Annotated in this window: 23 protein-coding genes; 11 read left to right on the plus strand and 12 right to left on the minus strand. The window is 67.6% G+C overall.

Annotation, left to right across the window (positions count from 1 at the left end; genetic code table 11):
• Positions 1-32 precede the first annotated feature (32 nt).
• A complete protein-coding gene (locus tag QP045_RS13920; RefSeq protein ID WP_422515596.1) occupies positions 33-968 on the plus strand; it encodes a ribose-phosphate pyrophosphokinase in 936 nt (311 codons plus the stop codon).
• Positions 969-1010: 42 nt separating this feature from the next.
• On the opposite strand, the gene QP045_RS13925 is transcribed toward QP045_RS13920, so the two are convergent.
• Complete coding sequence (locus tag QP045_RS13925; protein ID WP_422515597.1) at positions 1011-1409, minus strand: hypothetical protein; 399 nt, start codon at positions 1407-1409, stop codon at positions 1011-1013.
• Entirely contained in the window at positions 1406-1942 is a 537-nt protein-coding gene (locus QP045_RS13930; protein WP_422515598.1) for a sterol desaturase family protein, read from the minus strand. Before QP045_RS13930 ends, QP045_RS13925 begins: the two co-directional genes overlap by 4 nt.
• A gap of 273 nt (positions 1943-2215) precedes the next feature.
• On the opposite strand from QP045_RS13930, the gene sucC reads away from it, so the two are divergent.
• The 4 genes from sucC (at position 2216) to QP045_RS13950 (ending at position 5628) form a co-directional block, all read left to right on the plus strand.
• Entirely contained in the window at positions 2216-3415 is a 1200-nt protein-coding gene (sucC, locus tag QP045_RS13935; RefSeq protein WP_422515599.1) for an ADP-forming succinate--CoA ligase subunit beta, read from the plus strand.
• A gap of 141 nt (positions 3416-3556) precedes the next feature.
• Positions 3557-4306 carry an electron transfer flavoprotein subunit beta/FixA family protein gene (locus QP045_RS13940; RefSeq protein WP_422515600.1) on the plus strand — a complete coding sequence of 250 codons (750 nt, stop codon included), beginning with the start codon at positions 3557-3559 and terminating at the stop codon, positions 4304-4306.
• Complete coding sequence (locus QP045_RS13945) at positions 4303-5238, plus strand: electron transfer flavoprotein subunit alpha/FixB family protein (protein WP_422515601.1); 936 nt, start codon at positions 4303-4305, stop codon at positions 5236-5238. The genes QP045_RS13940 and QP045_RS13945 overlap by 4 nt, the downstream gene beginning before the upstream one ends.
• A 114-nt stretch (positions 5239-5352) precedes the next feature.
• Positions 5353-5628: an acylphosphatase gene (locus QP045_RS13950; RefSeq protein WP_422515602.1), complete on the plus strand. Its 276-nt coding sequence runs from the start codon at positions 5353-5355 to the stop codon at positions 5626-5628.
• 118 nt (positions 5629-5746) lie between these two features.
• Here QP045_RS13950 and nhaA read toward each other — a convergent pair whose 3' ends face one another.
• Both nhaA and QP045_RS13960 read right to left on the minus strand, forming a co-directional pair.
• Positions 5747-6982, minus strand: coding sequence for a Na+/H+ antiporter NhaA (nhaA, locus tag QP045_RS13955; protein ID WP_422515603.1), 1236 nt, complete (start codon positions 6980-6982; stop codon positions 5747-5749).
• A gap of 66 nt (positions 6983-7048) precedes the next feature.
• Positions 7049-8620 (minus strand): lysine--tRNA ligase, encoded by a 1572-nt coding sequence (locus tag QP045_RS13960; RefSeq protein WP_422515604.1) that lies wholly within the window; start codon positions 8618-8620, stop codon positions 7049-7051.
• 123 nt (positions 8621-8743) lie between these two features.
• Between QP045_RS13960 and QP045_RS13965 the strand changes: the two genes are divergently transcribed.
• Together QP045_RS13965 and QP045_RS13970 are read left to right on the plus strand one after the other, a co-directional pair.
• Positions 8744-11440 (plus strand): ATP-dependent DNA helicase, encoded by a 2697-nt coding sequence (locus QP045_RS13965; RefSeq protein ID WP_422515605.1) that lies wholly within the window; start codon positions 8744-8746, stop codon positions 11438-11440.
• 22 nt (positions 11441-11462) lie between these two features.
• The gene (locus QP045_RS13970; RefSeq protein WP_422515606.1) at positions 11463-11993 is read left to right on the plus strand and encodes a SixA phosphatase family protein; all 531 of its coding nucleotides are present in this window, start codon (positions 11463-11465) and stop codon (positions 11991-11993) included.
• 3 nt (positions 11994-11996) lie between these two features.
• Here QP045_RS13970 and QP045_RS13975 read toward each other — a convergent pair whose 3' ends face one another.
• From QP045_RS13975 to QP045_RS14000, 6 genes are all read right to left on the minus strand, one after another.
• Positions 11997-12326, minus strand: coding sequence for a MerR family transcriptional regulator (locus QP045_RS13975; RefSeq protein WP_422515607.1), 330 nt, complete (start codon positions 12324-12326; stop codon positions 11997-11999).
• Positions 12327-12337: 11 nt separating this feature from the next.
• Positions 12338-12637 carry an integration host factor subunit alpha gene (locus tag QP045_RS13980; protein WP_422515670.1) on the minus strand — a complete coding sequence of 100 codons (300 nt, stop codon included), beginning with the start codon at positions 12635-12637 and terminating at the stop codon, positions 12338-12340.
• Positions 12638-12735: 98 nt separating this feature from the next.
• Positions 12736-13707 carry a beta-ketoacyl-ACP synthase III gene (locus tag QP045_RS13985; protein WP_422515608.1) on the minus strand — a complete coding sequence of 324 codons (972 nt, stop codon included), beginning with the start codon at positions 13705-13707 and terminating at the stop codon, positions 12736-12738.
• Entirely contained in the window at positions 13704-14735 is a 1032-nt protein-coding gene (gene plsX / locus QP045_RS13990) for a phosphate acyltransferase PlsX (protein WP_422515609.1), read from the minus strand. Before plsX ends, QP045_RS13985 begins: the two co-directional genes overlap by 4 nt.
• A 29-nt stretch (positions 14736-14764) precedes the next feature.
• Positions 14765-14944: a 50S ribosomal protein L32 gene (rpmF, locus tag QP045_RS13995; protein ID WP_422515610.1), complete on the minus strand. Its 180-nt coding sequence runs from the start codon at positions 14942-14944 to the stop codon at positions 14765-14767.
• 182 nt (positions 14945-15126) lie between these two features.
• A complete protein-coding gene (locus QP045_RS14000) occupies positions 15127-15789 on the minus strand; it encodes an MBL fold metallo-hydrolase (RefSeq protein ID WP_422515611.1) in 663 nt (220 codons plus the stop codon).
• Positions 15790-15853: 64 nt separating this feature from the next.
• Here QP045_RS14000 and pabB point away from each other — a divergent pair, with 64 nt between their 5' ends.
• The 4 genes from pabB to msrA all read left to right on the plus strand — a co-directional run bounded on the left by pabB (position 15854) and on the right by msrA (position 19945).
• Entirely contained in the window at positions 15854-17626 is a 1773-nt protein-coding gene (gene pabB, locus QP045_RS14005) for an aminodeoxychorismate synthase component I (protein WP_422515612.1), read from the plus strand.
• Between the two features lie 33 nt (positions 17627-17659).
• Complete coding sequence (locus QP045_RS14010; protein ID WP_422515613.1) at positions 17660-18859, plus strand: pyridoxal phosphate-dependent aminotransferase; 1200 nt, start codon at positions 17660-17662, stop codon at positions 18857-18859.
• Positions 18860-19094: 235 nt separating this feature from the next.
• Entirely contained in the window at positions 19095-19238 is a 144-nt protein-coding gene (locus QP045_RS14015) for a hypothetical protein (protein WP_422515614.1), read from the plus strand.
• 59 nt (positions 19239-19297) lie between these two features.
• Complete coding sequence (gene msrA / locus QP045_RS14020; protein WP_422515615.1) at positions 19298-19945, plus strand: peptide-methionine (S)-S-oxide reductase MsrA; 648 nt, start codon at positions 19298-19300, stop codon at positions 19943-19945.
• A gap of 3 nt (positions 19946-19948) precedes the next feature.
• Here the strand turns inward: msrA and QP045_RS14025 are convergent, their stop codons facing one another.
• The gene (locus QP045_RS14025) at positions 19949-20347 is read right to left on the minus strand and encodes a DUF1489 family protein (protein WP_422515616.1); all 399 of its coding nucleotides are present in this window, start codon (positions 20345-20347) and stop codon (positions 19949-19951) included.
• 31 nt (positions 20348-20378) lie between these two features.
• Complete coding sequence (gene mgtE, locus QP045_RS14030) at positions 20379-21776, minus strand: magnesium transporter (RefSeq protein WP_422515617.1); 1398 nt, start codon at positions 21774-21776, stop codon at positions 20379-20381.
• Positions 21777-21856: the final 80 nt, after the last annotated feature.

A 21856-nucleotide genomic window follows, 5' to 3' on the forward strand; every position in this document is an offset into this window, starting at 1 on the left:
ACGGCCGCATCGGTGGGCAACGAAAGTCGGACATGAAACTGATCGCGGGCAACTCCAACCTTCCTCTCGCTCAGGCGATCGCAGGCTATCTGGAGATCCCCCTGACGCGCGCCAGCGTCCGCCGATTCGCCGACGAGGAGATCTTCGTCGAGGTGCTGGAGAATGTGCGCGGAGAGGACGTGTTTGTCCTCCAGTCGACGTCCTACCCCGCCAACGACAACCTCATGGAGCTGCTGATCATGATCGACGCGCTGAAGCGCGCGTCGGCTCGCCGGATCACCGCCGTGCTCCCCTATTTCGGCTATGCCCGCCAGGACCGGAAGCCCGGCCCCCGCACCCCCATCTCGGCCAAGCTCGTCGCCAATCTGGTGACGGTGGCAGGTGCCGACCGCGTCCTTTCGGTCGATCTCCACGCCGGCCAGATCCAGGGCTTCTTCGACATCCCGACCGACAATCTGTTCGCCGCCCCGGTCATGTCGGCGGACGTCGCGACCCGCTATGGCGACCATAATCTGATGGTGGTGTCGCCCGACGTCGGCGGCGTGGTGCGCGCGCGCGCGCTCGCCAAGCGGCTGGGCAACGCCCCCTTGGCCATCGTCGACAAGCGGCGCGAGCGGGCCGGCGAGTCGGAGGTCATGAACATCATCGGCGACGTGCGCGGCCGCTTCTGCGTGCTGGTGGACGACATCGTCGATTCGGCCGGCACCCTGTGCAACGCCGCCGCCGCCCTGCGCGGCGCGGGTGCCGAGGGCGTGGTCGCCTATTGCACGCATGGCGTCCTGTCCGGCGGCGCGGTGCCGCGCGTCCAGAATTCGGCGCTGACCGAGCTCGTCATCACCGACTCGATCGGCAACCACGACGTCATCGCCGGCGCCGACAAGATCCGCCACCTGACGATCGCACCGCTCCTTGCCGAAGCGATCCGCCGCATCGCCGAGGAAGCCTCGGTCTCCAGCCTGTTCAACTAACGAGACACCGGCCGCGCACCCCGGCGAACGCCGGGTGCGCGCCTAGTCGTCGCGATCCGCGATCCGCGCCAGCAGCGTCGTGATCCGCAGCAGCACCAGCAGCCCCGCCGCGGCAAAGCCCGCCAGCGCCAGCACCGCATAGGCCAGCGTCTCCAGCGACTCGGCGATGCGGTTGTCCGCCACCGCCGTCTCGCGCTGGGCGATGGCCTGTGCCACGTCGGGCGTCACCTTGCCCATCGGCGTCGGCTCTACTCCGGCAAAACTCTCCTGCCGCGGGTCCACCGGCGGGATGCCGTCGGGTGGCACGGCGCGGCTGGCGATCGAGCCCGGCGGCGTCACCGGGCCGTGCGACAGGGTGGCAAGCGCCCCGATCAGCGCCAGCGTCGACAGCCCGCTCAACACCAGCATTGCCACCCGCCCGAGCCGGTCGGCCAGGCTCATGCGCGGCTGCCCTCATTGTCGAGCGGCGCCTCGCGCGGGTCGCCCGGCTGGCGCGCGCCGGCGTTTCCGCGCCGCTGCAGCTCGGCCTTCAGCACCTCGGGCTTGGGCGCCCACAGGAAGCCGAAGCTCACCGTCCCTTCCTTGGTCCCCACCGCATGGTGCAGCCGGTGCGCCTGCATGATCCGCTTCATATAGGCCGAACGCGGGAGATAGCGGTGCGGCAGCCGCTTGTGCACGATCACGTCGTGGAAACCGAAATAGATCGCGCCATAGGCCGCGATCCCGGCGCCCACCCATGCCCAGCCCGGCCACCATCCCAGCTGCACCCCGCCCAGCAACAGCACGAACGAGGGGACCGCAAAGATCGCGGCGTACAGGTCGTTCCACTCGAACGGCCCGGTGCGCGGGCGATGGTGACTGGCGTGCAGGAACCAGCCCGGCCCGTGCATCAACCAACGGTGCGCGGCATAGGCGAATGCCTCCATGCCGATGATGGTGCCGACGAACAGCGCGATGCCCAGTGCCCAATGCATCGCCGCGATATAGCGCCGCCGGGCGCGGGTTGCGAGGGCTCGCCTCGGATGCGGCCGCTGCGCCGCCCGCCGCAGGGATGCGCCGCTCGGCCGCGCTGGCCCCTTCTCCTGCCTGCCCGACCGCCTAGCTCAACAGGATCGCGCAATCGCTACAATATTGCGACTAATTCGCACTCGCGACAATGACAGTCAGGGGTGGATTTACGCGCCTCGCTGTGCTTAGGGCCGAATGTATTTTCCGTTTCTCGAAACAAGCGAGGCAGGAACTTTTCCATGAACATTCACGAATATCAGGCCAAGGAACTCCTCGCGAAATTCGGCGTGCCGGTCCCCGCGGGCTATGCCGCGCTGACCGTCGACGAAGCGGTTGAAGCCTCCAAGAAGCTCCCCGGGCCGCTCTACGTCGTCAAGGCGCAGATCCACGCCGGCGGCCGCGGCAAGGGCAAGTTCAAGGAGCTCGGCCCTGACGCCAAGGGTGGTGTCCGTCTCGCCAAGACCCAGGACGAAGTCCGTGCGGCGGCACAGGACATGCTCGGCAACACGCTGGTCACCATCCAGACGGGTGAAGCCGGCAAGCAGGTCAACCGCCTGTACGTGACCGACGGCGTCGACATCGCCAAGGAATTCTACCTGGCGCTGCTCGTCAACCGCGCGACCGGCCGCGTGTCGATGGTTGCCTCGACCGAAGGCGGCATGGACATCGAGACCGTGGCGCATGACACGCCCGAGAAGATCCACTCGATCGACATCGACCCGGCGACCGGCTTCATGCCGCACCACGGCCGCGCCGTTGCCGCCGCGCTCGAGCTGTCGGGCGACCTCGCCAAGCAGGCCGCGAACGTCGCGTCCAAACTCTATGACGCCTTCCTCGGCACCGATGCCGAGCAGATCGAGATCAACCCGCTCGCCGTCACCGAGGACGGCAAGCTGATGGTGCTCGACGCCAAGGTCGGCTTCGATGGCAACGCCATGTTCCGTCACAAGGACCTGATGGAACTGCGCGACACCACCGAAGAGGATGCGATGGAGCTCGAGGCGTCGAAGTACGACCTCGCCTACATCAAGCTCGACGGCGACATCGGCTGCATGGTGAACGGCGCGGGCCTCGCGATGGCCACGATGGACATCATCAAGCTCAACGGCATGTTCCCGGCCAACTTCCTCGACGTCGGCGGCGGCGCCAACAAGGAGAAGGTGACCGCGGCGTTCAAGATCATCCTGAGCGATCCGGCCGTGAAGGGCATCCTGGTCAACATCTTCGGCGGCATCATGCGCTGCGACATCATCGCGGAAGGCATCGTCGCTGCGGCCAAGGAAGTGAACCTGCAGGTTCCGCTGGTCGTCCGCCTCGAAGGCACCAATGTCGAAAAGGGCAAGGAGATCCTCGCGAACTCCGGCCTCGCCATCGTGCCGGCCAACGACCTTGGCGACGCCGCCAAGAAGATCGTGGCAGAGGTCCAGAAGGCCGCCTGAACCCCATCCGCTCCCGCTTTCGGGCGGGAGCCCTAGCTATCTCGGGGCCCGCCCCGGCCAGGATCAGGCGCTGCCTCGAACCATGGCCGGGGCGGGCCCCTTGCTATAGGGTTCCGGGCAAAGCGTTCACGGAGACATGCGATGAAGCTGTTGGTGCCGGTCAAGCGGGTGCTTGACTATAATGTGAAGCCGCGGGTGAAGGCGGACGGGTCGGGTGTCGATCTGGCGAACGTCAAGATGAGCATGAACCCGTTCGACGAGATCGCGGTCGAAGAAGCGATCCGCCTGAAGGAAAAGGGCGTTGCGACCGAGGTCGTGGTGGTCTCGATCGGCGAGCCCAAGGCGCAGGACACGCTGCGCACGGCGCTCGCGATGGGTGCCGACCGCGCGATCCTCATCACCTCGGACGTGCGTCCCGAGCCGCTCGGCGTCGCGAAACTCCTCGCCAAGGTGGTCGAGGAAGAACAGCCGCAGCTCGTGATACTGGGCAAGCAGGCGATCGACGACGACAACAACCAGACCGGCCAGATGCTGGCCGCGCTGCTCGGCTGGGGCCAGGGCACGTTCGCCTCCAAGGTCGAGGTCGAGGGCGACACCGCCCACGTCACCCGCGAAGTCGACGGCGGTCTCGAGACGGTGGCGCTGCCGCTGCCCGCGATCGTCACCACCGACCTGCGCCTGAACGAGCCGCGCTATGCGTCGCTCCCCAACATCATGAAGGCGAAGTCGAAGCCGCTGACGCAGAAGACGCCGGCCGATTACGGCGTCGACCTCACCCCCCGCATCACCGTCCTCAAGGTCGAGGAACCCGCCAAGCGCGCCGCCGGCATCAAGGTCAACGACGTCGACGCGCTGGTCGACAAGATCAAGAGCCTGGGAGTGATCGCATGAGCGTGCTGGTACTGGTCGAACAGCTCGATGGCCGCGTGAAGGACGCGACGCTGGCCACCCTCACCGCTGCTGCAAAGCTCGGCGACGTGGTCGCGCTGGTCGCGGGCAACGGCGATGCTGCCGTGCAGGCCGCCGACGCGGTGTCGAAGGTCGCAGGCGTCACGAAGGTGCTGCTGGCAAACGACCCGGCCTATGCCAACATGCTGGCCGAGAATGTCGCCGCGCTGGTGGTGCCGCTGATGGCGGACCACGACGCCTTCCTCGCCAACGCCACCTCGATCGGCAAGAACGTCGCCCCGCGCGTCGCAGCGCTGCTCGACGTGATGCAGATCAGCGACATCGTCTCGGTCGAGGGCGCCGACACCTTCACCCGCCCGATCTATGCCGGCAATGCGGTCGCGACCGTCCAGTCGTCGGATGCCAAGAAGGTCATCACCGTGCGCGCGACCGGCTTTGAGAAAGCCGCTGCCGAGGGCGGCAACGCCCCGGTCGAGACCGTCGCTGCCGCCGGCGACCAGGGCAAGTCGCGCTTCGTCGGCGCCGAGACGCAGGAGTCCGCCCGTCCCGAGCTCACCAGCGCCGCGGTGATCGTCTCCGGCGGCCGTGCGCTCGGCTCGGAAGAGCAGTTCCACGCCCTCATCGAGCCACTCGCCGACAAGCTCGGTGCCGCGGTCGGTGCCAGCCGCGCCGCCGTCGACGCAGGGTTCGCCCCCAACGACTATCAGGTCGGCCAGACCGGCAAGATCGTCGCCCCGGACGTCTATGTCGCGGTCGGCATCTCGGGCGCGATCCAGCACCTTGCCGGCATGAAGGACAGCAAGACCATCATCGCCATCAACAAGGACGAGGACGCCCCCATCTTCCAGGTCGCCGACGTCGGCCTGGTCGGCGATCTCTTCCAGATCCTGCCCGAACTCACCGAAAAACTGTAACCGACTGGGGGCGGGAGTAATCCCGCCCCTTTTTTTAGGCCGCTGTGCCCGGAGTTCAGCTCGACCGGCTTCTGCGCTAGGCTTCCGGCACGATACGCTTTGCGAAGGCCCGCCATGATCCACCGCCATCTCTCCATCACCGGTCGCGTGCAGGGCGTCTTCTACCGGGCGTGGCTGGTCGAGCAGGCGGAGGCGCTCGGGGTGACCGGGTGGGTGCGCAACCGGGCGGATGGCAGTGTCGAGGCCGTGGTTGCGGGTCCGGCGGAACAGGTTGAGGCAATCGTCGCGCGCGCCCATGAGGGGCCTCCTGCCGCGCGCGTGGCGGGGGTGGCGGTGACGGAAGCTCCCGCGAACGCCCATCCGGGGTTCGCGAAGCGCCCGACCGCCTGATCGCGCTGTCCTACACGCGTGCGAACTGCTTCAGTCGGGCGATGCGTGCCGCCCGCCCTCTCCCCTTGCTTTCCGCTAGTCCAAAAAGCCCGCGCAACGGCTGCGCGTTGGCCTCACCTTAGCGTGACTTTCCAGCCGCGGCGCTGGCTCGGGATGCCTTGGTGCGCGGGGCGAACCGCAGCACGGCATAGCCGGCAAGCGCCGACAGGACCGATCCGGTCAGCACGCCGATCTTCACCTCGTCGACCAGGAACGCATCGTCGGGGAAGGCAAGGCCGCCGATGAACAGGCTCATGGTAAAGCCGATGCCGGCGAGCAGCGACAGGCCCCAGATCTGGACCCAGTTCGATCCGGCCGGTCGCGGCGCAAAGCCGGTGCGATCGGCGATCCAGACGCTTCCGAAGATACCGATCTGCTTGCCGACCAGCAGGCCGAGCGCCACGCCCAGGGGCAGCGGATCGACCAGCACCCCCACTGAGATCCCGGAAAGCGACACGCCGGCATTGGCAAAGCCGAACAGCGGCACGATCGCATAGGCGACCCAGGGCTGCAGCGCATGCTCCAGCCGGTGGAGCGGCGAATCGGCGGCGTCCGGCGCCGCCGGGGTCGGGCGCACCGGGATCATCAGGGCGGTGGCGACCCCGGCGATGGTGGCGTGCACGCCCGAGAGGAAGACGAAGTACCAGAGCACTGCACCCAGCAGCAGATAGGGGGTTAGGCTGCGCACCTTGGACTGGCCGAGCACGTACATCGCGGCGAGCACGACCGCCGCGCCGAACAGCGGCAGGCTGGCGATGCCGTCGGTATAGGCCAGCGCAATGATCGCCACCGCGCCCATGTCGTCGACGATCGCGACCGTGGTCAGGAAGAGCTTGAGCGCGGCCGGCGCCCGCGATCCGAGCAACGCCAGCACGCCGATGGCAAAGGCGATGTCGGTCGCAGCCGGCACCGCCCAGCCCGCCTGCAGGTCCGTACGCCCGCCGGTGACCGCCAGATAGACGAGCGCGGGCACCACCATCCCCGCTGCTGCCGCCACCACCGGCAGCCGGCGATGCTGCCAGGTGGCAAGGCGCCCGTCGACGAACTCGCGCTTGATCTCCAGCCCGACCAGCAGGAAGAAGATCGCCATCAGCGCATCGTTGATCCAAAGATGGACCGTCATCGGCCCGTACTTCGGGCTGATCACCGGACCGGTCGTCCAGTGCAGAAGGTGGAAATAGGCCTCCGACAGCCCCGGCAGGTTCGCCACGATCATCGCGAGCGCGGCCGCACCGATCAGCAGCATGCCGCCGCCCGCCTCGCTCTTCAGGAACTCGCGAAGCGCCGAGCGGGGGGCGTGGGGGGTGTCGGGCATCAGCGTTCCTGTCGGCTGCCGGTCTTCAAGGTATCTGTAACGCCACAGGGCGGATCAAGGGCTCGGTCAGGCCCGCGCCAGCGCCTCCGCGATGAGCTTGCGGCTGTTTTCGATGCCATAGAGCGCGATGAAGCTGCCCATGCGCGGCCCCTGGCTGGTGCCGAGCAGCGTCTCGTACAGCGCCTTGAACCAGTCCCGCAGCGACTCGAACCCGCCGGTCTTGCCGATCTCATAGACGGCGTCCTGGATCGTCTCGGCACTGGCATCGGCCGGCATCGCTGCCAGCGCCGCGTCGAGCCTTTCCAGCGCCGCGACTTCGACGCCCACAGGCGCGCGGCGTTCCGGCTTCTCGGCGACGTCGCGGGTATAGGCTAGCGCGTGGTCGATCAGCCGGTCGAGCGCCGGGTAGGCCGCGGGCGAGGCATCGGTCACATAGTTGCCGAGATAGCCCCAGACCTGTTCCTTGGTCGCTTCACCCATCACGCCGACCAGGTTCAGCAGCAGCCCGAAGGTGACCGGCAGCGTCTCTTCGGGCGGCGGACCACCGTGGATGTGATGGACCGGATTGCCGAGCTTCTGCTCGATCGGCTGGCCAGGGTAGTTTCCGCGGAACTGCCAATATTCATCGATGGCACGTGGGATCACGCCCAGGTGCAGCTGCTTGGCCTTCTTGGGCTCGCGATAGGCGTAAAAGGCGAGGCTCTCTTCCGGGCCATAGGTCAGCCACTGCTCGAGGCTCAGGCCATTGCCCTTGGACTTGGAGATCTTCTCCCCCTTCTCGTCCAGGAACATCTCGTAGTTGAAGCCTTCCGGGGGACGGCCGCCGAGCACGCGGGCGATCTTGGACGACTGCACCACCGAGTCGATCAGGTCCTTGCCCGCCATCTCGTAATCGACGCCCAGGGCGACCCAGCGCATCGCCCAGTCGACCTTCCACTGGAGCTTCGACAACCCGCCCAGCGCCGACTGGACGATCCGCTCACCCTCGTCTTCGAAGGCGATCAGCCCGGCCTCGGCATCCACCACCTCGACCGGCACCTGCAGCACCACGCCCGACGTGGGACTCACCGGCAGCACCGGCGAATAGGTCGCCTGCCGCTCCTTGCGCAGGGTCGGCAGCATCACGTCCATGATGCCCTGATAGTGCCGCAGCACGCCGCGCAGCGCCTCATCGAAGCGGCCGGTCGCGTAATATTCGGTCGAGGACGCGAACTCATAGTCGAAGCCGAAGCGGTCCAGGAATTCCCGCAGCAGCGCGTTGTTGTGATGCGCGAAGCTCTCGTGGCAGCCGAACGGATCCGGCACCTTCGTGAGAGGCTTGCCCAGGTGCTCGGCCAGCATCTCCCGGTTGGGAACATTGTCCGGCACCTTGCGCAGCCCGTCCATGTCGTCGCTGAACGCGATCAGCCGGGTGGGCGTGTCCGACAGCTCGGCGAACGCCTGGCGCACCATCGTCGTGCGCAGCACCTCGTTGAACGTGCCGATGTGCGGCAGGCCCGACGGGCCATAGCCGGTCTCGAAGATCACCGGCGCGCCGCCCGGCTTGCCGTCGGGATAGCGCTTGAGGAGCTTGCGCGCCTCCTCATAGGGCCAGGCCTTGGACACGAGAGCGGCGGTACGGAGCGCGGGATCGATCATCCCGGTCCTCTAGACGCTCGCCGGCGGCTTGGCCAAGCCGGTTCGCGCAGTCGTCGGGCATCCAATGCACCCCGATGCCGCCGTTCCGCTTCCGTTCACCCGGTATCTGGCTATATAGGAGCCATGCTTCCCTATCCCGCGCTGCACGCAAGCCACGGCGGCATCTGGGTCGCAACGCCTGACGGAGAGGTGCGCGGGATCAGCCGGGGTGAGGCGATCCGCCTGGCGGCCGACACGCCCACGCTGGTGCTCAACGCGCCGTTGGTGGGGCAACGCCTCGGCTACGCCGACCTCTCGGGCCTCGACGTGCTGGAGCTGTTCGCCTTCCTGCGCCCGGCGCGGTTCATGGTGCCTACTCCCAAGGGGCTGGCGGCAGTCACCGGTCTTTCCGCACCAGAGCGCGATGCGGACGTGGCGCCCTTCCTGCGAAAGGCAGCCGCTGCGCTGCTGGCGCTTACCGATGGCGAATGGCCGGAGCGCGAGGGTGCGTGGCACGCCGCCCAGTCGCTGTTCCGGCTGCGCTGGACCTGGGCGCCGGTCATCACCCAACGGCTGGCGAGGCCGGAGCGCGCCGAACGGTGGCTCTTCGCCAAGCTGCCCGAATGGGAGGAACGCGCCCCTCGCCCGGCCCCGCGCACGATCTCCATCGACGAGAGCGACGTGGTCGCGCGTCTCGACGCACTCACCGGCGCCGGCGCCGAGCGTAGGCACGGACAGCGCAATTATGCCGCCGCCGCTACCGACGCCTTTTCCCCGCGGGTGGTCCGCGATTCGCCCAACCTGGTGCTGGCCGAGGCCGGCACCGGCATTGGCAAGACGCTCGGCTATCTCGCTCCCGCCTCCCTCTGGTCCGAACGCGCCGGAGGCGCGGTCTGGGTGTCGACCTATACCAAGGCGCTGCAGCGCCAGCTCGCCCGCGAAGGCGAGCGGCTGTTCCCTGACGAGGAAGAGCGCAAGCGCCGGATCGTAACTCGCAAGGGGCGCGAGAACTACGTCTGCCTGCTCAACCTGGAGGATGCCCTCCAGGGGGGCTTTGCCGGACGTGCCGCGATTCTCGCGCAGCTTGTGGCGCGCTGGGCCGCCTATACCGCGGACGGCGACATGGTCGGCGGCGACCTGCCCGGCTGGTTGCCGACGCTGTTCCGGCGCAACGGATCGACCGCGCTGACGGACCGGCGCGGCGAGTGCATCTATGCCGGATGCCCGCATTATCGGAAATGCTTCATCGAGCGCGCTGCACGCGCCTCTGCCGAAGCCGACCTGGTGATCGCCAACCACGCGCTGGTGATGGTCAACGCCGCCCGCGGCCGCGAATCGGCGACGCGCCCGACCCGCTATGTCTTTGACGAGGGGCATCACCTGTTCGATGCCGCTGACGCGATGTTCTCGGCTGCGCTAACCGGTGCCGAGGCGATCGAGCTCCGGCGCTGGGTGCTGGGCCCGGAGGCCAAGGCGCGGGGAAGACGGCGCGGGCTCACCGCGCGCCTGTCCGACGTCGCCAGCTATGACGAGGGTGGGGCAGAGGCGATCGCGGCGGCGGTGACGGCCGCACAGGCGCTGCCCTCCGACGGATGGCTGGCGCGCATCAACGAGGGCGCGCCGTTCGGTCCGGTGGAGACGCTGCTCGCGGCCGTGCGCGGCCTTGTCTATGCGCGCGCACCGGACGCCGGCGAGGCGGGCTATGCGCTTGAGACCGAACTCGCCGAGCCGGACGCCACGCTGGTCGAGGCCGCAGGCCCGGCGAGCGCTGCGCTGGAAGGTCTGCTGCGTCCGCTCGTGAAGCTCGGAAAGCGGCTCGAGTCCGTTCTGGCGGAGGCACCGGACTGGATGGACGGCCCCGCCCGCGCCCGGATCGAGGGGGCGATCGCTTCGCTTGGGTGGCGTGCGGAGACCGTCGGCGCCTGGCTGGCCCTGATCGCGCGGATCGGCGGCCCCAATGATCCCGATTATGTGGACTGGCTCGCGGTCGATCGCGTTGAGGGGCGTGAATATGATGTCGGGCTGCACCGCCACTGGCTAGACCCGAGCCGACCCTTTGCGGAAACGGTGCTGAAGTCCGCCCACGGCGCCCTGGTGACTTCGGCAACGCTCAAGGCCGGTGGCGACTGGTCGATCGCCGAGGCGCGGGCGGGTGCCCCCCACCTGGAGCGCCCCCCCGCCCGCTTCGAAGCCGCCAGCCCGTTCGATTACGCGGGCCAGGCAGAGGTCGTGATCGTCACGGACGTTAAACGCGGCGACCTTGCCGCCCTCGCCAATGCCTATGCGCGGCTGATCGTGGCGGCGGGCGGCGGCACTTTGGGGCTGTTCACCGCGATCCGCCGGCTGCGCGCCGTCCATGCCCGCATCGCGGACCGCCTGGCGCGCGAGGGCCTGCCGCTGCTCGCCCAGCACGTCGACCCGATCGACACCGGCACGCTGGTCGACATCTTTCGCGACGATCCCCGCGCATCGCTGATCGGCACCGATGCGCTGCGGGACGGCGTCGACGTACCCGGCGATTCGCTCCGCCTGGTAGCGATGGAGGGCGTGCCCTGGGCCAAGCCGACCGTGCTGCATGCCGCGCGGCGACTTGCGGGCGGCGGCAGCGCCTATGACGATCGGCTCGTTCGCGCGCGGCTGGCGCAGGCGTTCGGCCGGTTGATTCGCCGTGCCGATGACCGGGGCATGTTCGTGCTCCTGTCGGCCGCGATGCCGTCGCGGCTGCTCACCGCCTTCCCCGAGGGTACGCCGGTTTTGCGCACCACGCTCGACGAGGCGGTGGAACGCGCGTCGCGGCTTTCCCTCGCCCGCTCCATCGGGCATGAGGCGGCGACCGCCTGACGCCTCGCTCGACGGAAGTGCCATGAAGACCCTGACGCTGCTGCGCCACGCCAAGTCCGGCTGGGACGATCCGGTGACGCGCGATTTCGACCGCGCGCTCAATCCCAAGGGCGCGCGCGCCGCCGAGACGATGGGACGTCACGTCCGGCACCTGGGAATGGCATTCGACCTCATCGTCGCCTCACCGGCGGTACGGGTGCAGGAAACACTCCAGCACTTCGCCATCGGCCTGGGCGAAACGCTGGCCCCGCAGTGGGACCGCCGGCTCTATCTCGCGTCGGAGGCGACCCTGCTGGATGTCGTGCGGGCGCTGCCCGACACGGCCGAAAGCGTGCTCGTGGCGGGCCACAATCCCGGGCTTGAGGAACTGGTTCTGCTGCTCGCGCAGGCGGGATCCTTGCGCTGCGAAGTGGAGGCCAAGTTCCCGACGGCAAGCGTCGCGGTGCTGGAGGTGGGCGATCACTGGAACGAAGCATCGCGCGGAACGGCGCGACTGTGCCGGTTCATCCGCCCTCGCGATGTCGACCCCAGCCTGGGACCTGATTTCGGCTGAGCCTCAGCGCGCGTCGAGGGCGAGTGCGTCGGCGAGCATTGCCCGGATACGACGCAACGGGTTCTCGACCTGCACGACCGCCGACTTGCCCCGTTCAGCGGCAAGGAGGTTCTGCACGCCGCGAATCGTATAGCCCTCTTCGCTCAGGAGATGGTGGATGCGCCGCACCAGCGCGACATCTTCCGGGCGGTAGTACCGGCGCTGCCCCGCCCGGGTGACCGGACGCAGGTCCGCAAAGCGAGTTTCCCAATATCGCAGCCGGTGCTGGGGCAGGCCCAACTCGGCCGCGACTTCGCCGATCGTGCGAAAAGCCGTCGCCGATTTCTCGGACACGGCGGTACCGCTCAGTTGGCCGCGACGATGCGGTCGCGCATCATCTGGCTGGCACGGAAGGTCAGAACGCGGCGCGGCGCGATCGGCACCTCGACCCCGGTCTTCGGATTGCGGCCGACGCGTTCGCCCTTGTCGCGAAGCACGAAGCTGCCGAATCCAGAGATTTTCACGTTCTCGCCCTTGTGCAGGGCCTCGCACATGTGGCGCAGGATTTCCTCCACCAGCTTTGAGGAATCGGCGCGCGAAAGTCCGATCTCCTTGTGCAGCGCCTCTGCAAGGTCTGCGCGTGTCAACGTCCCGCCCGCTGTCATTGGCACCCCCCTAGCCCTTAAATGCGCGAAGCCGCGTACCACAAGGTTGCGCGCGATCAAACCACCGGCTTCCGCTCGTGTCCGAGTTCGGGAGCAGGTTAGAAGCGAACGACGGCCGCCCCCCAGGTGAATCCACCGCCCATCGCCTCCAGGACGAGCAGGTCGCCGCGCTGGATGCGACCGTCGCGAACCGCCGTGTCGAGCGCGAGCGGGACGGAGGCTGCGGAGGTGTTGGCGTGCTGATCGACGGTCACGACCACCTTTTCCGGCGCCAGACCGAGCTTGCGCGCGGTTGCCTCCAGGATACGGGCGTTGGCCTGGTGCGGAACCACCCAGTCGACATCCGCCGAGGTCAGGTTCGCGATGCCGAGCGTCTCTTCCATCACCTGCGCCAGATTGACGACGGCGTGGCGGAACACCTCCCGCCCCTTCATCCGCAGCTTGCCGACGGTGCCGGTGGTGGATGGACCACCATCGACATAGAGCAGGCCGTTGTGCCGGCCATCGGCGTGAAGCTTGGTAGCAAGGATGCCCGGCGCATCCGGATCGTCGGAATCGCGTGCCTCGAGCACGACCGCGCCCGCGCCATCGCCGAACAGCACGCAGGTGGCGCGATCTTCCCAGTCGAGGATGCGGCTGAAGGTCTCCGCACCGATCACCAGGGCGCGGCGATGGGCGCCCGCCCGGATCATGCTGTCGGCGACCTGCACCGCATAGAGAAAGCCAGAGCACACCGCGGCCACGTCGAACGCGACGCAATCGTTGATTCCGAGTGCCGCCTGAACCTTGGTCGCGGTAGCCGGAAACGTCTGGTCCGGGGTCGCGGTCGCCAGCACGATCAGATCGATCGAATCCGGCTCCAGCCCGGCCGCCTCAAGCGCCGCACGCGACGCGAGAATGGCGAGCGAGGAGGTGGTCTCGGTATCGTCCGCGATATGGCGAAAGCGGATGCCGGTACGATCGGTAATCCACTCGTCGGTCGTATCGACGCGCTCGGCGAGTTCGGCGTTGGAGACGCGGCGCTTGGGTAGTGCGGAGCCGGTGCCGGCAATCACGGAGCGACGAATCATGCTGCCTTCGCTTCGATCGCGGCAAGGTCGTGCGCGATCCGGTGGGTGAGGTTATTGCGCACCAGCTTGGCCGCGACCTCGATCGCGTTCGAGACGCCGATGGCGTTCGCGCCGCCATGGCTCTTCACGACCAGGCCGTTCAGCCCCAGGAAGATGGCGCCATTGTGGTTGTTGGGGTCGAGGTGGTGCCGCAGCAGGTCGGTCGCGGGCTTGGAGATCAGGAACCCGACCTTCGAGCGCACGGAACTACGGAAGGCGCGCTTCAGCAGGTCGGCTACGAACCGGGCCGTGCCCTCTGCCGTCTTGAGCGCGATGTTGCCGGAAAACCCGTCGCATACGACGACGTCGACGTCGCCGCGCGACAGGCGGTCGCCCTCGATATAGCCGGTGAAGGTCATCGGCAGGTGGGTGGAGGCCCGGATCGCCGCAGCGGCATCGCGTACGCTGTCGGTGCCCTTCAGATCCTCGGTGCCGATGTTGAGCAGCGCGACGCGCGGGCTCTCCAGATCGAGCACCGTGCGGGCATAGGCCGCGCCCATCACCGCGAACTGGACGAGGTTGCGCGCATCGCACTCGGCGTTCGCGCCGAGGTCGAGCATCACCAGGTCGGTCTCCCCGAGGCTGGGAAGCAGCGCGGCGAGCGCCGGCCGGTCGATGCCCGGCATGGTCCGCAGCGCGAGCTTTGCCATCGCCATCAGCGCGCCGGTGTTGCCCGACGAAACCGCAGCGGCCGCCCTGCCCTTTTTCACCAGGTCGATGGCGATTCCCATCGAAGTGGTGCGGGCACGGCGGATCGCCTGGCTCGGCTTGTCCGAAGACCCGACCAGTTCCGGCGCGTGGACGACTTCCGACGCGGCCGAGAGATTGGGGTGCGACTGGAGACCGGCTTGAATCGCCGTTTCGTCCCCAACCAGCAGAAACCGCATGCCGGGGTTGCGACGACGCGCCAGGGCGACACCGGCAAGCATCACCGCTAGGCCCTCGTCACCGCCCATCGCATCGATGGCGATCCACGAGTCCTCGGCCACCACGCCAGCGCCTCCGTTTGCAGTCAGTCTCAGCCCTCGACCGAGACGATCTCGCGGCCGTTATAGTGGCCGCAAGCGTTGCACAGGTTGTGCGGACGCTTCAGCTCGCCACAGTTCGGGCACTCCTGGAACGACTCGACCGAAAGCGAGTCGTGCGAGCGCCGCATGCCCCGGCGGGAGGGCGAGGTCTTTCTCTTGGGAACTGCCATGTCGGCACCTTTACCGGTAATCTAAGGATCGTTGGCCGTGAAATGCCCGAGTTTGGACCGGGCAAGCAATGCCGGAACCCGGCCGCTCGCCGGACCGGCAGCTGGCCATGTCACGAAGCGAGCCGCGCCTATAGCGTTTTTGGCAGTGGTTGCAAGCTTGTGACGGCATTCCCTGCCGCAACTCAGCCGCGCGCGAGCACCGAATCGGCAACAAAGGGGTTGGTTCGCCGCTCCTGGCCAAAGGTCCCGGGCTGCCCGTGGCCCGGTACGAAGCTTGTGTCATCGCCCATCGGCCACAACTTGGTCACGATCGAATCGATCAAAGCCTGATGATCGGACAACGGGAAGTCGGTGCGTCCTACCGAGCCCGAGAACAACACGTCCCCGACGAGCGCGAACTTGGTCGCAGGATGGTGGAAGACGAGATGGCCCGGGGTGTGGCCCGGCGTCTCGTAGACGTCGAACGCAACCTCGCCCACCGTCACCTGGTCGCCCTCGACCAGCCAACGGTCTGGTTCGAAGGGCACGCCGCGCAGGCCCCAGCGTTTGCCATCCTCATCCAGGCGCGCGATCCAGAAGCGGTCGGCTTCGTGCGGTCCTTCGATGGGCACGCCCAGCTCGTCGGCAAGCGGCTTGGCCTCACCGCAATGGTCGATGTGGCCGTGGGTCAGCAGGATCTTCTCGATCGTCACGCCGTTCTGCGCCGCAGCCTGGCGCAGCCGGTCGAGGTCACCCCCGGGATCGACAAAGGCGCCGCGCATCGTTTTGGTGCACCACAAGAGGGTGCAATTCTGCTGGAGCGGGGTCACCGGCACGATCGCCGCACGGATGGGGGAAGGTGTCATTGCGACGGGATAGGCGCGCATACGGGCTTGCGGCAAGCGCCGCGGCACTGCAATCCGCGAGGCGATGCGCTTGCACGACGCCACGCCGTTCGTTCTGCTGGACGACGCACGCCCAGGAGGCACTGCCCGGCTGTACCGCGCGCCCCATGCAGTGGTGCAGGCCGATACGCCTGAAGAAGTGGCTCCCCTGCTCGCCCAGCTGGATCGCGCGCGAGAAGAAGGCCGGGCGGTTGCAGGCTTCCTGAGCTACGAGGCCGGGCGGCAGGCGGAGGGGCTGACGGGAACTGTCAACGCGGAACTGCCGCTCGCCTGGTTCGGCATCTTCGAGCGCGGCGAAGAGATCGATGCCGCGACATTGACGGCAATGCTGCCGGACCCGGGAGGAGCCTGGGTTGGCGCGCCGGAGCCGGAAATCGACTTTCCCGAATATGCCCGCGCGTTCGAGCGGGTCCGCGAGTGGATAGAGGCTGGCGACATCTATCAGGCGAACCTCACCTTCCGGGCGGCCGTGCCGGTGATGGGCGACCCTTGCGCCCTCTATGCCGCGATCCGACCACGTGCGGCGGCGGGACATGGCGCACTGGTCTGGACCGGCCGGGACTGGTTGCTGTCCTTTTCGCCGGAGCTGTTCTTCCGCATCGACGGCACCAGCCTGTCAGCGCGGCCGATGAAGGGAACCGCGCGACGTGACCCGGATCCCGCCCGCGATGCGGCGGTAGCGTCCGCCCTTGCCCAGGACCCCAAGCAGCGCGCCGAGAATCTGATGATCCTCGACCTGTTGCGCAACGACATCGCCCGGGTGGCGGTGCCCGGCAGCGTCGAGGTGCCCGAGCGCTTCGTGGTCGAGCATTATCCGACGGTCCATCAGATGGTCTCCAGCGTGATCGGTACGCTTGCGCCCGACCGGACCCCGACCCAGGCCCTGGCGACGCTCTTCCCGTGCGGTTCGGTGACCGGCGCGCCCAAACGGCGGGCTATGGAGGTCATCGACGCGGTGGAGCGCTCGCCGCGCGGGATCTACACCGGGGCGATCGGCGACATCACTGCCGACGGTGATGCAGCGTTCAACGTCGCGATCCGTACGCTGCACCTGAAGCCGGGTGGGCAGACCGCGACATTGGGCCTGGGATCCGGTGTCGTCGCCGATTCGAATGCCGCTGCCGAATGGCGGGAGTGCCATGACAAGGCGCGCTTCCTCTCCGTGGGTCAGCGCCGCTTCGACCTGATCGAGACGATGGCCTTCGATCCGCACGAAGGCATCTCGCTGCTCGAACGGCATCTGGAGCGGATGAAGACGAGTGCCCGCCAGCTCGGATTCGACTTCGACCGCCACGCAGCCCGGAACGAACTGCAAGCCGCGACCTTCCGCCTGGAACGGCCTTCGCGCGTCCGCCTGCTACTCTCGGCGACGGGCGCGATCGCGGTGGAGGCAGGGCCGCTGCCGCCGCGACCGACCGAGCCTGTGGACGTCGCGGTCGTGCCGTTACCAGTCCCGAGCGCGGACTTCCGCCTGCGCCACAAGACCAGCGACCGCGCCTTCTATGACAGTGCGCGACGGCAGGCCGGCTGTTTCGAAGTCGTCTTCCTCGCGCCGGACGGACAGTTGACCGAAGGAAGCTTCACAACGCTCTTCGTCGAGCGAGACGGCATGCTCCACACGCCTCCCGTGGCGGCGGTGCTGCTTCCCGGGGTTTTGCGCGCCGAGCTCATGGCGCAACGACGCGTCGTCGAGACCGAGTTGCGCCCGGCCGATCTCGCGCAAGGTTTTTACGTCGGCAATGCGATCCGCGGACTTATTCGTGCGCGATTGGTTGCGGAGGCCCCCTCCCCTCGCTAAGTCGCCAGCGCCTTTTCTCCAGCGGGAATTCCGATGAAGACCTCTGCCGCGCTCGACCGTATCAGCCCCTCCCCGACGCTCGCCATCACCTCCAAGGTGCTTGAGCTCAAGCGTCAGGGTGTCGACGTGATCGGCCTGGGCGCAGGCGAGCCTGACTTCGACACCCCGGACTTTGTCAAGGAAGCCGCGATCGAGGCGATTCGCGCAGGCAAGACGAAATATACCAATGTCGACGGCACCGCGGAGCTGAAGGAGGCGATCGTCGCCAAGTTCAAGCGCGACAACGGCCTCGACTATGCCGTCAACCAGATCAGCGTGAACGTCGGCGGCAAGCACACGCTGTTCAACGCCATGGTGGCGACGGTGGACGTTGGCGACGAGGTGATCGTGCCCGCACCCTATTGGGTGAGCTACCCCGATGTGGTGCAGTTCGCCGGCGGAACGCCTGTCATTGTGCAGGCAGGCGCGGATCAGGGCTACAAGCTGCGCCCGGAGCAGCTCGAAGCCGCGATCACGCAGCGTACCAAGTGGGTGATCCTGAACTCGCCGTCCAACCCGACCGGCGCTGCCTATACGGTCGATGAGCTGCGTGCGCTCGGCCAGGTGCTCGAGCGCCACCCGCAGGTCTGGGTGTTCGCCGACGACATGTACGAGCACATTCTCTACGACGATTTCGAATTCGCCACGATCGCCCAGGCGTGCCCGTCGCTGAAGGAGCGCGTGCTGACGGTGAACGGCTGTTCCAAGGCCTATGCCATGACGGGTTGGCGGATCGGCTATGCCGCCGGTGCGCCATGGCTGATCAAGGCGATGTCCAAGCTTCAGTCGCAGTCGACGTCCAACCCTTGCTCGATCGCGCAGGCGGCGGCGGTGGCGGCCCTCAATGGCGACCAGAGCTTCCTCAAGGATCGCGCTGCCGCCTTCCAGAAGCGGCGTGACCTGGTCGTCGGCATGCTCAACGCGATCGACGGCGTGACCTGCCCGACGCCGGAAGGCGCCTTCTACGTCTATCCCGAGATCTCGGGGCTGATCGGGAAGACCGCTCCCGGCGGCCAGGTGATCGAGACCGACGAGGATTTTGCCGGCTACCTGCTCTCCGACGCAAAGGTCGCGGTGGTGCATGGCGCCGCCTTCGGCCTCTCGCCGGCGATGCGGATCAGCTATGCGACGTCCGAAGACGTGCTGCGCGAAGCGTGCACCCGCATCCAGGACGCCTGCGCCGCCCTGCGCTAAAACAACCTTCCCGAAGTTTTTTCTCCACCGCGGTTCGCCGCGGTGGAACTTCTTTGCACCGCAGCGTTTCGCGCGCGGGTATTGCGAAGCCGTGCCGGCGATGCCAACTGGCGATGAACGGCACGGCCAGCCGCGGTTCAGCCCCGATGGCCTACCTCAAAGCAATAGAACGCAACCGCGTCGCGAACCGCTGCCTTCGGGTGGGTTCTCGCGGCATGGCAACTGGACGACGACTATGACGCAGACCAAGCCCCGGCCCGGTTTCTTCCGGCTTTTCCTCAGCGGCTTCGCTCTTGGCGCAGTGGCACTGGTGAGCGTGCAGGTCACGCAGCCGGCGCAGGCGTCCTCGTGGGATGCCCCCGTGGAAGCGACGAACTAAGCACGAATCCAGGGGCGCGTGCCCCTGTTGATCGCGTTGGCCGCTCCCATATCAGGAGGATGCGCCGCGCCCTCCCCCTGATCGTGCTGCTCACCACGCTCGGCCTTTCTGTCCCTGCGGGGGCCGAGCGCGCCGTCCGCATCCCCGCCATCCAACACGACGTGCCCGCTGCGGGCACGCGCGCGACCGCGGTTTTTGCCGGCGGGTGCTTCTGGGGCCTGGAAGCGGTGTTTGAACAGGTGAAGGGCGTGCTCGACGTGACCAGCGGCTATGCCGGAGGTACGCGGGAGACTGCCGGCTATGCCGCGGTCTCCACGGAGCAGACCGGTCACGCCGAAGCGGTGCGGATCACCTATGATCCACGCCAGGTCAGCTACGGCACGCTGCTGCGCGTCTTCTTCTCGATTGCGCACGACCCGACGCAGCTAGACCGCCAGGGGCCGGACCGGGGACCAAGCTATCGATCCGCCATTTTCCCGCAGAATGCTGCGCAACGCGCTGCGGCTGCGGCCTATATCCGGCAACTTGAGGGCGCCAAGCGCTTCCAGGCTCCCATCGTCACGCGTCTGGAGACCGGACGCTTCTACCCGGCCGAACCCTATCATCAGGACTTCGCACAGCGGAACCCGCGCCATCCCTATATCGTGCGCTGGGATGCCCCCAAGGTCGCCGCCTTCCGCGCTGCGTTCCCGACGCTCGCGCGCTAGACCTCAGATCAGCGCAAGCGCGGAGAGTTCGCCGATCAGGCGCGGCGGCAGCGCGTCCATGCCGGCGCTACCCTGGCCCAGGTCCGGCGGCGCGTCCGCGGCCTCCAGATAGCGCCAGCCCTGATGCGCCCGCTTGGGCCGGGCCTGGACCAGCACCAGTTCGGGGGCGAGGAAGATCGCCACTCGACCGCCCTCGGCGTCTCCGAACCCCAGGATCGGCGAACGCGCAACCAGCTGGTGCTTGAGGATCCAGAACAGCGATCCGCCCGTGATTTCCGCAGCCCGTTTGGGCAAGTAGCGGGTGGTCAGCGCCCCGCCTTCGGCCGCACGGACGCGCAGCCGTTCGGCAAGATGATCGACGCTTTCGATCGCGAAAGCGACTTTGGTGAGATGGAGCGGCACGGGGCTGATCTGGGGATTGCGGCGCTTGCGCTCAAGTCAGCCCGGCGACCGTGGCAAGGCCGAGGAAGGCGAGGAACCCCATCGAATCTGTCACCATCGTCACGAAGATCGAGGAAGCCAGGGCAGGGTCGGCATTCAGCCGGTCGAGCGTGAGCGGCACCAGCACGCCGGCGAGCCCGGCGATGAAGATGTTGGCGAGCATCGCCGTCGCGATGACGATGCCGAGCGGAGCATCGAAGAAGACCGTGCCGACACCCAGCCCGATGATCGTAGCAATGGTCACGCCGTTGAGGAGCGCGATCGAAATCTCGCGCCGGATCGCACGCAAGGTGTTGGATTGAGTAAGCTGATTGGTCGCCAGCGCGCGGACCGTCACCGCCAGCGTCTGCGTTCCGGCATTCCCGCCGACGCCCGCGACGATCGGCATCAGGGCGGCCAGGACCGCCTTTTCCGCGATGGTCGCGTCGAAGAAGAACACGATCGTCGCCGGCACCAGTGCGGTCATCAAGTTGGTGACGAGCCAACGAACCCGGCTCTTGTAGCTGTCGAAGACCGGCTCGTTGATGTCGCCTTCGCCCGCACCGGACAGCAGCAGCGCATCCTCGCCCGCCTCTTCCTGGATGATGTGGACGATATCATCGACGGTGATCACGCCGACCAGCCGGCCGCTGCCATCGACCACCGCGGCGGAGATCAGCGCGTATTTCTGGAAGCGAAGCGCCACTTCCTCCTGGTCCATGTCGACCGGGATCAGCGTCTGCTCGCGCTTCATGACGTCGCTGATCGCGACCGAGCGCGGCGTGCGGAGAATCCAGGAAAGCTGGCAGGTTCCGACCGGGCGGTGCGCCGGGTCGACCACGAAGATCTCCCAGAAATCGGTAGCAAGCGACTCGCTGCCGCGCAGGAAGTCGAGGACGTTGCCGACCGTCCAATGCTCCGGCACCGCGATCAGCTCGCGCTGCATCAGGCGGCCGGCGGACTCCTCTGGGAAGCTCAGCGCCTCTTCGATGGCGGCGCGGTCGTCCGGGTCGAGCGCGCGCAACACCGCGCGCTGCTCGGACTCGTCCATGTCCTCGATGATCGCAACCGCATCGTCGGTATCGAGTTCCGCGGCGAGATCCGCGACCTGATGCGGTTCGAGCGCGTCGATCAGGGCGTCGCGAACCCAATCGTTCATCTCGGCCAGCACATCGCCATCGAGGCGATCGGCAACGGCAGAGGCGAGCGCGGCGCGCTGTTCGCCCGGCACCAGTTCGAAAAGATCGGCAAGATCCGCCGGATGCAGCGGCTCGACGAGCGCGCGCACCGTCTCGACGTCGCCGGCTTCGACGGCGTCGAGCACTGCGCTGACGAATTCCGGCTTCAGCCGATCGTCAGCGTCCAGTTCGCTCTCGACGGGTTCGTGGGTGGGAAGCTCGGTCTCGCTCATCGCTCGGCTCCCTCACTGGCGTTGCGCGCCCCCTCTAGCGGCGGCGGCTGCTGTTGCAACCTCCTGGCCACGACTATACG

It is taken from the genome of Sphingomonas sp. 3-13AW, from assembly GCF_049311085.1.
Lineage (GTDB): Bacteria > Pseudomonadota > Alphaproteobacteria > Sphingomonadales > Sphingomonadaceae > Sphingomonas.

Coding starts and splice junctions, on each gene's coding strand:
- QP045_RS14010 (WP_422515613.1), top strand. CDS start 17,660: ATGAAGACCTCTGCCGCGCTCGACCGTATCAGCCCCTCCCCGACGCTC.
- mgtE (WP_422515617.1), bottom strand. CDS start 21,776: ATGAGCGAGACCGAGCTTCCCACCCACGAACCCGTCGAGAGCGAACTG.
- QP045_RS14000 (WP_422515611.1), bottom strand. CDS start 15,789: ATGACACCTTCCCCCATCCGTGCGGCGATCGTGCCGGTGACCCCGCTC.
- QP045_RS13985 (WP_422515608.1), bottom strand. CDS start 13,707: ATGATTCGTCGCTCCGTGATTGCCGGCACCGGCTCCGCACTACCCAAG.
- QP045_RS13920 (WP_422515596.1), top strand. CDS start 33: ATGAAACTGATCGCGGGCAACTCCAACCTTCCTCTCGCTCAGGCGATC.
- QP045_RS13940 (WP_422515600.1), top strand. CDS start 3,557: ATGAAGCTGTTGGTGCCGGTCAAGCGGGTGCTTGACTATAATGTGAAG.
- QP045_RS13960 (WP_422515604.1), bottom strand. CDS start 8,620: ATGATCGATCCCGCGCTCCGTACCGCCGCTCTCGTGTCCAAGGCCTGG.
- QP045_RS13950 (WP_422515602.1), top strand. CDS start 5,353: ATGATCCACCGCCATCTCTCCATCACCGGTCGCGTGCAGGGCGTCTTC.
- QP045_RS13980 (WP_422515670.1), bottom strand. CDS start 12,637: ATGACAGCGGGCGGGACGTTGACACGCGCAGACCTTGCAGAGGCGCTG.
- QP045_RS13925 (WP_422515597.1), bottom strand. CDS start 1,409: ATGAGCCTGGCCGACCGGCTCGGGCGGGTGGCAATGCTGGTGTTGAGC.
- sucC (WP_422515599.1), top strand. CDS start 2,216: ATGAACATTCACGAATATCAGGCCAAGGAACTCCTCGCGAAATTCGGC.
- QP045_RS13930 (WP_422515598.1), bottom strand. CDS start 1,942: ATGCATTGGGCACTGGGCATCGCGCTGTTCGTCGGCACCATCATCGGC.
- pabB (WP_422515612.1), top strand. CDS start 15,854: ATGCGCTTGCACGACGCCACGCCGTTCGTTCTGCTGGACGACGCACGC.
- msrA (WP_422515615.1), top strand. CDS start 19,298: ATGCGCCGCGCCCTCCCCCTGATCGTGCTGCTCACCACGCTCGGCCTT.
- rpmF (WP_422515610.1), bottom strand. CDS start 14,944: ATGGCAGTTCCCAAGAGAAAGACCTCGCCCTCCCGCCGGGGCATGCGG.
- QP045_RS14015 (WP_422515614.1), top strand. CDS start 19,095: ATGACGCAGACCAAGCCCCGGCCCGGTTTCTTCCGGCTTTTCCTCAGC.
- nhaA (WP_422515603.1), bottom strand. CDS start 6,982: ATGCCCGACACCCCCCACGCCCCCCGCTCGGCGCTTCGCGAGTTCCTG.
- QP045_RS13970 (WP_422515606.1), top strand. CDS start 11,463: ATGAAGACCCTGACGCTGCTGCGCCACGCCAAGTCCGGCTGGGACGAT.
- QP045_RS13945 (WP_422515601.1), top strand. CDS start 4,303: ATGAGCGTGCTGGTACTGGTCGAACAGCTCGATGGCCGCGTGAAGGAC.
- QP045_RS13965 (WP_422515605.1), top strand. CDS start 8,744: ATGCTTCCCTATCCCGCGCTGCACGCAAGCCACGGCGGCATCTGGGTC.